General features: G+C 61.8%; 9 protein-coding genes, 3 tRNA genes and 1 pseudogene. 3 read left to right on the top strand and 10 right to left on the bottom strand.

What is annotated here, in order from left to right; translation table 11 throughout:
* Nucleotides 1-21 precede the first annotated feature (21 nt).
* The 3 genes from QMX88_RS18380 (at nt 22) to ilvA (ending at nt 4,380) form a co-directional block, all read left to right on the top strand.
* A complete protein-coding gene (locus QMX88_RS18380; RefSeq protein ID WP_282371742.1) occupies nt 22-1,173 on the top strand; it encodes a carbon-nitrogen hydrolase family protein in 1,152 nt (383 codons plus the stop codon).
* 3 nt (nt 1,174-1,176) lie between these two features.
* Nucleotides 1,177-2,217: an AraC family transcriptional regulator gene (locus tag QMX88_RS18375; RefSeq protein WP_282371741.1), complete on the top strand. Its 1,041-nt coding sequence runs from the start codon at nt 1,177-1,179 to the stop codon at nt 2,215-2,217.
* 618 nt (nt 2,218-2,835) lie between these two features.
* Nucleotides 2,836-4,380 (top strand): threonine ammonia-lyase, biosynthetic, encoded by a 1,545-nt coding sequence (gene ilvA, locus QMX88_RS18370; RefSeq protein ID WP_282371762.1) that lies wholly within the window; start codon nt 2,836-2,838, stop codon nt 4,378-4,380.
* Between the two features lie 219 nt (nt 4,381-4,599).
* Here ilvA and QMX88_RS18365 read toward each other — a convergent pair whose 3' ends face one another.
* From QMX88_RS18365 to QMX88_RS18320, 10 genes and pseudogenes are all read right to left on the bottom strand, one after another.
* A complete protein-coding gene (locus tag QMX88_RS18365) occupies nt 4,600-5,478 on the bottom strand; it encodes a DUF2242 domain-containing protein (RefSeq protein WP_192172714.1) in 879 nt (292 codons plus the stop codon).
* 261 nt (nt 5,479-5,739) lie between these two features.
* Nucleotides 5,740-7,005 (bottom strand): 3-phosphoshikimate 1-carboxyvinyltransferase, encoded by a 1,266-nt coding sequence (gene aroA, locus QMX88_RS18360; protein WP_282371740.1) that lies wholly within the window; start codon nt 7,003-7,005, stop codon nt 5,740-5,742.
* Nucleotides 7,006-7,201: 196 nt separating this feature from the next.
* Nucleotides 7,202-7,278 (bottom strand) — tRNA-Asp (locus QMX88_RS18355).
* Nucleotides 7,279-7,400: 122 nt separating this feature from the next.
* Nucleotides 7,401-7,477: transfer RNA gene (locus tag QMX88_RS18350), tRNA-Asp, on the bottom strand.
* A gap of 74 nt (nt 7,478-7,551) precedes the next feature.
* A tRNA-Val gene (locus QMX88_RS18345) sits at nt 7,552-7,627 on the bottom strand.
* Nucleotides 7,628-7,788: 161 nt separating this feature from the next.
* On the bottom strand, nt 7,789-9,000 hold the full coding sequence (locus tag QMX88_RS18340; RefSeq protein WP_282371739.1) for an O-succinylhomoserine sulfhydrylase: 1,212 nt from the start codon (nt 8,998-9,000) through the stop codon (nt 7,789-7,791).
* 21 nt (nt 9,001-9,021) lie between these two features.
* A complete protein-coding gene (purF, locus tag QMX88_RS18335) occupies nt 9,022-10,530 on the bottom strand; it encodes an amidophosphoribosyltransferase (RefSeq protein WP_065986403.1) in 1,509 nt (502 codons plus the stop codon).
* Between the two features lie 12 nt (nt 10,531-10,542).
* The gene (locus QMX88_RS18330; RefSeq protein WP_037011737.1) at nt 10,543-11,130 is read right to left on the bottom strand and encodes a CvpA family protein; all 588 of its coding nucleotides are present in this window, start codon (nt 11,128-11,130) and stop codon (nt 10,543-10,545) included.
* A gap of 176 nt (nt 11,131-11,306) precedes the next feature.
* Nucleotides 11,307-12,011 (bottom strand): SPOR domain-containing protein, encoded by a 705-nt coding sequence (locus QMX88_RS18325; protein ID WP_282371738.1) that lies wholly within the window; start codon nt 12,009-12,011, stop codon nt 11,307-11,309.
* Nucleotides 11,995-12,625 (bottom strand): annotated as a pseudogene (locus tag QMX88_RS18320) (glutamate ligase domain-containing protein); the annotation flags it as partial. The gene QMX88_RS18325 and the pseudogene QMX88_RS18320, both read right to left, overlap by 17 nt.

Raw genomic sequence — 12,625 nt, 5'->3', positions numbered from 1 at the left:
AGAGGCAGCTCTCCTTTCTTCATGCGCAAAGTTCTCGGCTCACTTACCGCAGCAGTGCTGGTGATGCTTCTCGTCAGCTACGGGCTGTGGACGGGCAAGCGTCATGTCGGGCACTACCTGACGGACCTGCGCATCCAGTTGGTGATCAACGACGGGCAACCCGGGGAACGCGGCAACCTGCTGGGCATTCAGCCCGAGCTGTTCCCTTCCGATTATTCGAGCGTCAAGCGCCTGCACCGCAAGCTTGCGTCCTATCTGGTGCAGGCTCGCGACCATGGGCTGCTCAACGATAAAACCATCGTGGTGCTGCCCGAGCACGTCGGCACCTGGTTGTTGGCGGTGGACGAAAAAGCCCAGTTCTATCAAGCCACCACCCTCGAAGAAGCAATGAACTGGCTGGCGTTCAGCAACCCGCTGCTGTTCATCGACGCCGTGTTTCACGCGCGGGGAAGCAGCCGTTTCGAGGACGCGCGTTTGCGCATGAAGGCGCACAGCATGGCGCAGGACTATCAAACCGTGTTCGGCGGGCTGGCGAAGGAATTCGGGATAACGCTGGTGGCGGGCTCCATCGTGCTGCCCAGCCCGCAGGTGGAAAACGGTGAACTGCACATCGGCCATGGCGCGCTCTACAACAGCAGCCTGGTGTTCGGCCCTGACGGCCTGCCCTTGGGGCAACCCCAGCGTCAGTTGTTTCCGGGCTGGAATCAGCGGGGTTACATCCGCCCCGGCAAGGACGCGCCGCTCAACGTAGTCGACACCCCCGCCGGGCGACTGGCAACGCTGATTGGCAGTGACAGCTGGTACCCCGACAACTACGCGCGCCTCAATGCCAGCGGCGTCGAGCTGATTGCGGTCCCGGCCTACGTTGCCGGCACGGACGGCTGGTCGCAACCCTGGCGCAGCGACAAGCACGACGCGCTGGCGGCCCATCTGAACCTGGGCGCCAAGCCGATCACCCAGGGCGAAGCCTGGCGTCGATTGGCCCTGACACCGGCCAGCACGGCGAAAGCCGGCGTCAGCGTATTCATGCGCGGCCAGTTCTGGGACCAGGGCAGCGCCGGCCACAGTTTCGCCAGCCGCGACGGGCAGGGCATCGCCGAGCAATCCATCAGCGCCGCCCCGAAAGGCGTCCGCCCCGGTCATGGCGCGCGCCTGATCAATCTTTGGTTGTAACCGATGACCTCCCCTCGCGTGCGTCTGGGCGATCTGTCCGTGGGTTTCGTCCACAGCCTCGCCGATGCTGTTCGCAGCGAAGGCAAGAACCCTCAACCGCTGCTTCAGCAATACGGCCTGGATGCCGCGCGACTGGGTGAGGCCGGCGCCCGGCTGTCGATCCCGCGCTACATGCGCCTGGGCCATGGGGCCATCGAACTCACCGGCGTGCCTGCCCTGGGCCTGCGGATGGGTCAATCGAGTCGTTTGAGCCACGCGGGCCTGGCCGGCATCACCGCCGCGCAGGCGCCCACCGTGCGGGAAGCAGCGCGGACGCTGATTCGTTTTGAAGCGCTGTACGGCTCGAATTATCGCGGCCAGTCGAGCCTGCACGAAGACAGCGCCGGTGCCTGGCTGCGTTTTTACTCGATCAGTCCGTACAACGACTACAACCGCTTCGTGGTGGATTCGATTCTCAGCGGCTGGCTGCATCAGCTGTCGACCCTGAGCGGGACGAAGCTTGTCGCCGAACGTCTGGAGATCGAATTCGACGCCCCCGCCTACGCCGCGGAATACGCCACGCTCTGCGAGCAGCCCGTGAGTTTCGCAGCGGGCGTCAACCAGTTGCGCCTCAACCAGCATCAGCTTGGCCTGCGCAACCCCGACCACGTGCCGAGTACCTGGCGGCATCTGCTGCAGGTGTGTGAACGGGAACTGGAACAGCTCACCCGCACCCGCAGCCTGCGCGAGCGCATCACCCAGTTGCTGGGGCCGTTGTTGAATGGGGGGCGGGAGCCGGATCTGGAAGAAGTGGCCGCGCGACTGAAGCTGCCGACCTGGACCCTGCGCCGCAAGCTGGCGGACGAAGGCACACAGTTTCGCGCGATCCTCAATGACACCCGGCGCGACCTCGCCATGACCTACATTCGGGACACCGAACTGGCCTTTGGCGAAATCGCTTATTTGTTGGGATTTGCGTCGGCCGAAGCCTTTCAGCGGGCCTTCAAACGCTGGACCGAACAGACGCCCGGTGCGTTTCGTCGTAGCCAGCGCCAGTCGCCCTGACTGGCAGGCGTGGGCTTTCTTACAACTCGGTGGCGTCTTCGGCAGGTTCCAGCGGGTCCATCTCGTACGCCTGGTATTCCAGCAGTTCTTCTTGGTACTCGTCCATTTTTGCGCCCTCGTGGCGGGTTCTTGTGATCGATGGTGTTTTTGTGTCGCTGAGTCATTCAGCAACAGATTCACTGACTACGCGCCCAACCCTAAAGTGCCCTCATGAACAAAAAATGAAGGCCCGTTGAACACTAGACGCGCCCGGATAAACGGCAAGTGCCAAGTGATCTCCAAGCCTTCTTTGGGCTCGCCCTCCGTTTTTTTCGGCCTGCCAGTTTTTTAGCGATGACGGGGTTAGCCCCCTTGACGACCTCGCCGTGTTCGCAATAGTCTCGACGCCATGAACGCACCCCAGCATTTCTTCGGCCAGATAATTATTACCGTCATTCCAGTCATGGCGGGTTAGCCGACGTTTGCACCCAACCCGCCCTAGAGGCGGGTTTTTTATCTCTGTCTCCCGGGCCAAAAACCACATCAGGAGCCAGACATGATCATTCGCCCTTCCCTCGCTTTCTTCGCCGCCAACCTGATCATCGCAAGCCTTCCCACGAGGCCCACACGATGAATCAGATGCCAGCCCAGCCGCTCGTTCAGGGCGACTTGCTCAATCACTACGTCAAAAAGATCCTGACCTCCCGCGTGTATGACGTTGCCGTGGAAACCCCGCTGCACGCCGCTCGCCAGCTGTCTGCGCGCCTGGGCAATAACGTGCTGCTCAAGCGCGAAGACCTGCAGCCGGTGTACTCCTTCAAGATTCGCGGCGCGTACAACAAGCTGGCGCAGTTGAGTCCGGAAGAACTGGCGCGGGGCGTGGTGACGGCGTCGGCGGGTAATCACGCCCAAGGCCTGGCGCTGGCGGCGAAGACGCTGAACGTGTCGGCGACCATCGTGATGCCGAAGACCACCCCGGAGATCAAGGTCGAGGGCGTGCGCTCCCGGGGCGGAAAAGTCGTACTCCATGGCGACTCCTTTCCCGAAGCGCTGGCGTATTCGCTGAAGCTGGTCGAGGAACACGGCTACGTCTATGTCCACCCGTATGACGACCCTGACACCATTGCCGGGCAAGGCACGGTGGCAATGGAAATCCTGCGTCAGCATCAGGGCCCACTGGACGCGATCTTCGTCCCGGTCGGTGGCGGCGGGCTGATTGCCGGTATCGCGGCGTACGTGAAATACCTGCGCCCGGAGATCAAGGTGATTGGCGTCGAGCCCGATGATTCCAATTGCCTGCAACAGGCCATGGCCTACGGTGAGCGCGTGGTGCTTCAGCAAGTCGGGCTGTTCGCTGATGGCGTCGCGGTGGCGCAGATCGGGCAGTACACCTTCGACATCTGCAAGGATTACGTCGACGAAGTGATCACGGTCAGCACCGATGAAATCTGCGCGGCGATCAAGGACATCTACGACGACACCCGCTCGATCACCGAGCCCGCCGGCGCCCTGGGCGTGGCCGGGATCAAGAAGTACACCGAACAGTACGAAGTCACCGGGCAGACCTTCGTCGCCATCGATTCCGGCGCCAACGTCAACTTCGACCGCCTGCGCCATGTGGCCGAGCGCGCTGAGCTGGGCGAAGGCCGCGAAGCAATCATTGCCGTGACCATTCCGGAACAGCCGGGCAGCTTCAAGGCGTTTTGCGAGGCGATTGGCAAGCGGCAGATCACCGAATTCAACTACCGCTACCACACCGACCGCGAGGCGCACATCTTCGTCGGTGTGCAAACCCACCCCGACACCGACCCCCGCAAAGCCCTGATCGCAAGCCTCACGGAGCAGGGTTTCCCGGTGCTCGACCTGACCGACAACGAACTGGCCAAACTGCACCTGCGGCACATGGTGGGCGGGCATTCGGAACGGGTCGACGACGAGGTGGTGCTGCGCTTTGAATTCCCCGAGCGGCCGGGTGCGCTATTCAACTTTCTGAACAAGCTGCGCGGGAAATGGAATATTTCGATGTTCCACTACCGCAATCACGGCGCGGCGGATGGCCGAGTGGTGGCGGGGTTGGTGGTGCCGGAGGATGAGCGGCATCTGGTGCCCCAGGCCCTGGCGGAGATTGGGTATCCGTATTGGGATGAAACCAGGAACCCTGCTTACAAGCTGTTTTTGGGGTGATGCGGCTACGAATGACGCCGAAGATCTGCAGGCCCAGCGCACCCTTGTGGGAGCGAGCTTGCTCGCGAAGACTTTAGTACAGCCACTAAACCTCCAGTGGCTGAAATGACCACTTCGTGAGCAAGGTGGAGCACCACCCCAGTCACTTCCACAGGTTTTGCGATTGCTGCACGTGCGGTGTCAGCACGCGGGACATCACCTGGGAAGTAACAGCGCAGCTCACTGCGCCGGCGTTGACTCAACCGCTGGCGCAGCGCTCGGCTCGGTGGTCGTTGCCGGCGCAGGCGTTGTGGCAGGCGCGGCCTCCGCAGGCGTCGCTGTTTCGGCCTTCAACGGCTCCGGTTCGGCAGGCGCAGGCATTGGCTCGCTGCTCTGTTCGGCAGCGGGCGCAGGCTGAGTCGCAGGGGTTGCCAACGGCGCTGGCACAACGGGCGTCGTTGCAGCTGGCGCGGCAGCGGCAGGTGCAGCCGCCGGCTTCTGCTCGGTCAACGCCGCCGGTTTGCCCGGCACCGGCTCAGGCATGCCCAGGTCGGTCTTTGGCTTCTCTTCAATGTGCGCGGCTTTCTTCACTTCAGGCGGCAGGAAGTTTTCCACCAGCCCGAAGAAACGATCATAAAACTTGGACGATGCCACGGTTTCGCTGGCGACCTTGACCATCGAGTCGTCGGTCGAGCCAATCGGCATAGACACCGAGCCCAGCACGCCTACCCCCAGACTCGCGGAGTTGTTGACCTTCTTCAGCGCATAGCGATCCTGCAGCGCATTGGCGAACATGGTGGTCTTGTTGTCGGCACTGCCGTCCGGCGCACACACCACGTTGAAGCTGATCTCCATGTGGGTTTCGCCGGTCTGCTGGAAGCTTTTATGGCCGCTGATCACTTTGGGATCGCTGCTGGTGATGATGTAGCCCTGGCTCAGCAGTGCCCGCCGGGCCGCTTCGCAGGTGGCGGCATCCGACACCGGGTAGTTGCGGGAGAACGTCCCGGCATCGTCGAAATTCTCATGCTCATAGACCGTCGGTTTTTTCGACGAGCAGCCTGCGGCAGCCAGCAGGGTAATGACCCAGCATGCGGTACGAAAGCTCAGTAATTTAGGCATCAAACATCCTGGGGCAATTGGTCGACTGAAAGTGGACCGGAGAAAACGCCGGTAAGTCTGCAACAAGCCTGCCATGGGATCAACGCAGAGTTTGCAACCGTGTGGATACATCGAAAGGGTAACTGTGCACGGGGCCTGCACCCGTGGGCCTGTCCGGGAAGCGCAGGGTGCGCTGATCAGACCGCAAGAGGGTCGGAAAAATCGGCACGCCGGGCCTGGCATCGATCAGTCGACTGCCTCAGGCCCGGCATGCTCTGGGCTTCAGACCTCGCCGTGCACCAATTTCACGCCGAGGAATTCCAGCGCACGCCAGTAGCCGGGGTAAGTTTTGCCGACGCATTCCGGATCCTGAATCCGCACGCCTGCCACCTTCAAGCCGGCCAGCGCGAAACACATGGCAATGCGGTGGTCGGAGTGCGTGTTGATCAAGGCGTCGCTGCTGGTCCCCGCCAGACTCGGATCAGACGCAACGAGTAAGTCATCCCCTTCTACCGAGGCCAGTCCGGGGCGGACCTGATTCAGGCCATCGTGCAGCGCCTGAACGCGATCGCATTCCTTGACTCGCAGGTTAGCCAGATCGACGAAGCGCACCGGCGTCTCGTTGAAAGCTGCCAGCACCGCCAGTGTAGGAATCGCGTCCTGCATCTGTGAGCCATTGATGACCGCAGGCATCTTCGGAAACTGCGCGATCACTTCCATGGCCTTGGCGTCTGGCTGAGTGAACGCCTCCCCCGCCACGCCCAGGTCGATCTTGCCGCCGGTCAATGCCTCGGCAGCCCACAAATAAGTCGCGGCCGATGCGTCGGGCTCAATCTGGTAATCGCAGGCGGTGTAACCCGTCGGCGCAACGCGCCACAACGCATCATCCAGCACCTCGACCTCGGCCCCGAACGCACGCATGCAGGCGATGGTCAGGTCGATGTAGCCACGGGCGCCGATCTCCTTGCCGGTCAGCGCCACTGCAATCGGCGCATCGCCACAGGCCGCCACCATCAACAGGGCGGAAACGTACTGACTCGACAGGCCGCCGTCGATTTCAAAGCGAGTGGCGGTGATCGAACCGGTCCCGTGCACCACCACCGGCGGACAACCGGTGGCGCTTTCCGCGTTCAAGCCGCCTTTGCGCAGTGCCTCCAGCAACGGGCCGATCGGGCGCTTCTGCATGTAGTGATCGCCGTCCAGCGTAACGCTGCCATTCACCGTGCACACGGCCGCTGTCAGGAATCGTACCGCGGTCCCGGCATTGCCGAGGAACAGCGCGTCTTGCGGCGCCTCAAGATGCCCGCTGCTGGTGACGACGAAGCTGGTGTCGTCTGGCTCGTCGATGGTCACGCCCATCTGCCGCAGGGCGTTGGACATGTGACGGGTATCGTCGCTTTTCAGTGCACCGCGCAAATGGCTGGTGCCCTTGGCGAGGGCTGCCAGGAGCAGCGCGCGGTTGGTGATGGACTTCGAGCCGGGCGGCGACACATGGCCCGTCAGCGGTACGCCCGGCGGGATGACAGTGATGGTTTGGTTCATGCCCATGGTCCAGCTCTCCAAATTCGAAATCAGGCACCGCACAGCGCCGCGTTTACAGCCGGCGATGATGGCATTTATCGCCGGGCTGTGCAGCATCCAGCGCGACAGGCGATGCTTTCGCCAAATCGCAGGCACAAAAAAAGCGATCCAGGGATCGCTTTCTCTGTTGCTTCAAGGCGTTCAAGGACCGCGAAGCTATGTATGGCGCAGCGGACGGGACTCGAACCCGCGACCCCCGGCGTGACAGGCCGGTATTCTAACCGACTGAACTACCGCTGCTTGTCGCACAGATTTGCATCTGCTTAACGCTGTTGAAACCGACCCTTGGGCCTGCTTCGTAAAACACTGACCGAAAACCTTGGTTTTCAATCTCAAACCGGGAAACCCCAATTCGGAAAATGTGGCGCAGCGGACGGGACTCGAACCCGCGACCCCCGGCGTGACAGGCCGGTATTCTAACCGACTGAACTACCGCTGCGCATTGCGTGGACTTTCGTCCTGCTGAATCTCAGTATCCTTCAGCGTCTGATGCTGCTGTGAAACACTCAACGATGGTGGGTGATGACGGGATCGAACCGCCGACCCTCTGCTTGTAAGGCAGATGCTCTCCCGGCTGAGCTAATCACCCTTGCTTCGCTGAGGCCGCGAAATTTACGCAGGTGACGAACCTAAGTCAATAGCCCGCTTGAAGTTTTTTTAAAAAGAGCGATTTTTAGCAGCAAGCACGAAGCTGCACATCAGGAACAAAAAAGCGAGCCCCGAGGCTCGCTTTCTTGTTCAGGCACCTGCTTACAACGCAGCCAGACCCCGCGCGAGATCCGCCTGCAGGTCAGCGACGTCTTCCAGCCCTACCGCAACGCGGATCAGGCTGTCACGAATACCGGCGGCTTCACGTTCCTGCGGCGACAGCCGACCGTGGGACGTGGTGCTCGGGTGGGTGATGGTGGTCTTGGTGTCGCCCAGGTTGGCGGTGATCGAGATCAACCGCGTGGCATCGATGAAGCGCCACGCGCCATCCTTGCCACCCTTCACTTCAAAGCTCACCACCGCGCCGAACGCCTTCTGCTGACGTTTGGCCAACGCGTGCTGCGGGTGGCTCTCGAGACCGGAGTAATGCACCTTCTCGATGCCCTCCTGCTGTTCGAGCCACTGCGCCAGTTCAAGGGCGCTCTGGCAATGGGCACGCATGCGGATGTTCAGGGTTTCGAGCCCCTTGAGGAAGAGCCAGGCGTTGAACGGGCTCAGGCTCGGGCCCGCGGTGCGCAGAAAACCGACGACTTCTTTCATCAGTTCGCTGCGACCGACCACCACGCCACCCATGGCGCGGCCTTGACCGTCGATGAACTTGGTCGCCGAGTGCACGACCACGTCCGCCCCCATACGCAGCGGCTGCTGCAGGGCCGGTGTGCAGAAGCAGTTATCGACCACCAGCAGCGTGCCCTTGGCGTGGGCGATTTCCGCCAGCCCGCTGATGTCGACCAGCTCCGCCAACGGGTTGGACGGTGATTCGACGAACAGCATCTTGGTATTCGGTTTGATCGCCGCGTCCCAGCCGGACAATTCGGCGAGGGGGACGTAATCGACCTCGACCCCGAAGCGCTTGAAGTACTTTTCAAACAGGCTGATGGTCGACCCGAACACGCTTTTCGACACCAGCACATGGTCGCCGGCGCTGCAAAAGCTCATCACCGTAGCAAGAATGGCGGACATCCCGGTAGACGTCGCCACCGCCTGCTCACCGCCTTCCAGTGCGGCCATACGCTCTTCAAACGAAGCCACTGTCGGGTTGGTGTAGCGCGAATAGACGTTGCCGGGGATCTCTCCGGCGAAGGTCGCGGCCGCCTCGGCTGCCGTGCGGAACACGTAGCTGGAGGTGAAAAACAGTGGATCGCTGTGTTCGCGTTCCGGCGTGCGGTGCTGACCGGCACGAACCGCGAGGGTGTCGAAACCGACGCCCTCGAGATCGCTGTCCAGTCGACCGGCATCCCATTCCTGAGTCATGCCGCCTGCTCCTTGTCTGGATTAGTTGTTGTACAGATCGATGATCGCGCTCACCGCCTGAGTCTTGACCTTGGAGGCGTCATTGCGCGCCTGCTCGATCTTGTTCAGGTAGTGCTCGTCGATGTCACCGGTCACGTACTTGCCGTCGAAGACCGAACAGTCGAAATTGTCGATCTTGATCTTTTTGCTGCCACTCACCGCCTCGATCAGGTCATTCAAGTCCTGATAGACCAGCCAGTCGGCACCGATGAGGTCGGCCACGTCCTGGGTGGAACGGTTGTGAGCGATCAGCTCGTGGGCACTCGGCATGTCGATGCCGTAGACGTTGGGGAAGCGCACGGCCGGGGCCGCGGAACAGAAATAGACGTTCTTGGCGCCGGCTTCACGGGCCATCTGGATGATCTGCTTGCACGTGGTGCCGCGCACGATGGAGTCGTCCACCAGCATCACGTTCTTGCCACGGAATTCCAGCTCGATCGCATTGAGCTTCTGGCGCACGGATTTTTTCCGCGCGGCCTGGCCCGGCATGATGAAGGTGCGGCCGATGTAGCGGTTCTTGACGAAGCCTTCGCGGAATTTCACGCCCAGGTGGTTCGCCAGTTCCAGCGCCGCCGTGCGGCTGGTGTCCGGGATCGGGATGACCACGTCGATGTCGTGATCAGGACGCTCGCGCAGGATCTTGTCGGCCAGCTTCTCGCCCATGCGCAGACGCGCCTTGTAGACCGAGATGCCGTCGATGATCGAGTCCGGGCGCGCCAGATAGACGTGTTCGAAGATGCACGGGGCGTATTTCGGGTTGGTGGCGCACTGACGGGTGTGCAGCTTGCCGTCTTCGGTGATGTACACCGCTTCACCCGGGGCCAGGTCGCGGATCAGGGTGAAACCGAGCACGTCCAGCGAAACGCTCTCGGACGCGATCATGTACTCCACGCCTTCGTCGGTATGACGCTGACCAAAGACGATCGGGCGGATGGCGTCCGGGTCGCGGAAGCCGACGATGCCGTAACCGGTGATCATCGCCACGACCGCGTAACCGCCACGGCAACGCTTATGCACGTCGGTGACGGCCGCGAAAATGTCTTCCTCAGTTGGCTGCAACTTGCCGCGCACGGCCAGCTCGTGGGCGAACACGTTGAGCAGGACTTCAGAGTCGGAGTTGGTGTTGACGTGGCGCAGGTCGGATTCGTAAATCTCCTTGGCCAACTGCTCGACGTTGGTCAGGTTGCCGTTGTGCGCCAGGGTGATGCCGTAAGGCGAGTTGACGTAGAACGGCTGGGCTTCGGCTGACGTGGAGCTGCCTGCCGTTGGATAACGTACGTGACCAATGCCCATGTGCCCGACCAGACGCTGCATATGGCGTTGGTGGAACACGTCCCGAACCAGACCGTTGTCCTTGCGCAGAAACAACCGGCCGTCATGGCTGGTCACGATACCGGCAGCGTCCTGGCCGCGGTGCTGGAGGACGGTGAGCGCGTCATAAAGCGCCTGATTGACGTTCGACTTGCCGACGATACCGACGATGCCACACATGCGACACAACCCCTACTTAGTGGAACTGGATTTACCGAACACTTCCGGCGGCGTTGTAGGCGGCAGGAGGTGATCCTTGAACGGGATGTCAACAGGTACGCTGACTCCGCTGGCTAGCCACTTGCTGGACATCCCGAGAATCAGGTTTTTCGACCAGTCAGCGACCATGACAAATTGCGGGAGCAGCCTCGACTGCTGCCACCATTGATCCTGTTGCACCGGGCCCAGGCTCAACAGCCCGACCGCGACGACAACCAGCAAGGCTCCGCGCGCCGCGCCGAAGACCATGCCCAGAAAACGATCGGTCCCGGACAGCCCGGTGACGCGAATCAGTTCTCCAATCAGAAAGTTGACCATGGCGCCGACCAGCAGTGTGGCGACGAAAAGAATGGTGCAGCCCGCAATCACGCGCGCCGAAGGTGCTTCGATGTAGTTGACCAGATACTGGGCCAGCGATCCGCCAAACATCCAGGCGACGGCACCTGCGATGATCCACGTCAGCAAGGACAGTGCTTCTTTGACGAAGCCGCGCTTGAGACTGATCAAAGCGGAGATGGCGACAATTGCAATGATCGCCCAGTCAACCGGAGTAAATGACACGTCGCAGCCTACAGACTGATAAGGCGGCGGATTTTAGCAGAGCACTCGCCTGCCGGTAAGCAGCGATTGCGGATGAAGGCCAATTAAGGCGAACTATTGGACTTTGTTCGAGGTCGGGGCGGGTTGAACCCTAAATCGAGGGTGTCAGATCCGGCCCCGGGCAGACGCAACGAAACTTACTTACGCTCCGGCTGGAAGCGCACGACGATGCCTTTGATTTTCTGCTGCTTTTCCAGCGTGTCACGCAGACGATCGGCCTCGGCACGCTCGATCACCGGGCCCACGAAGACACGGTTCACGCCATCGGAGGTGCGGATGTAGGCGTTGTAGCCCTGAGTGCGCAGGGTCTTCTGCAGATTGTCGGCGTTGGCGCGGTTGGACAGGCTCGCCAGTTGCACCGACCACGTGACCGACAGACCATTTGCATCGACTCGGCTGGTGTCAGCCGCCGATGCGACGGGTGTTGGCGCTTGAGCGGGTGCAGGTGTCGGCGCCGGAGCAGGTTTCGCGGGCGCGGTCTGAACGGCCTTAGGCGCAGCAGCCACAGGCTTGGAAGGCGCTGGCGCAATGGGCATTGCCGGCGGCTGCTGACTGGTGCGCTGCTGAACGGGCTGAGCAGTATGGGTGGACTGAGCAGGCTGGGTCAGTTCGTCATCGGTCGGCACGGGCTCCTGCGGCAATGGCTGCTGTTCAGGCACGCTGACCGGCTCGACCTTGATCGGCGAGGTGGCCGGCGCTTGCGGAGCGGCAGGCGCATCGACCTGCACACGGCGGGCTTCGTCCTGACGCGAAAACAGCATCGGCAGAAAAATCACCGCGATGGCAATCAGCACCAACGCTCCCACCATGCGCTGTTTGTACGCTTTATCCAGCAAAGCCATGTGTCACTTCCTCCGTGACGCGCCAGCAAGCCATTCCAGGGCCTCGGCTACGCAGTAAAAAGACCCGAACAGAACAATCTCGTCGTCGGCTGTCGCGTGGGCGCACTGGGCTTCAAGCGCCAGCGCGATACTCGGGTGAGACGTCACGCGAGCGCCAAGGTTCTGCAACGCCTGTTCGATCTCTTGTGCCGGACGACTGCGCGGCGTTGGCAGCGGCGCCACGGCCCAGCTGCTGAACGTTTCGATCAACTCCGCCAGAACGCCTTGCAGGTCCTTGTCATTGAGCAGACCGAACACCGCCAGCCGCTTGCCTGCCACCGGTCGCTGATTCAGGCGCTGGGCGAGAAACGTTGCCGCATGGGGGTTATGGCCGACATCCAGCAGAAGGCTCAGCGATTTGCCCTGCCAGTCGATGCTGCGACGATCAAGGCGACCAGTGACGCGCGTGTTGACGAGCGCATCGCGAAGGGTCGCCTCATCCCACGGCAAATCCAGCAGCAGGTAGGCCTGCAGCGCCAGGGCCGCGTTCTGCATGGGCAGGTCGAGTAACGGCAGCGAATGCAGTTCGACTTTCCGGCCGTTTGCGTCGGTGCCCGACCAGTCCCAACCCTGTC

The organism is Pseudomonas sp. PS02290 (assembly GCF_029960075.1).
Lineage (GTDB): Bacteria > Pseudomonadota > Gammaproteobacteria > Pseudomonadales > Pseudomonadaceae > Aquipseudomonas.
The sequence above is the reverse complement of the archived record's forward strand: the minus strand, read 5'-3'. Positions and strand labels throughout refer to the sequence as shown.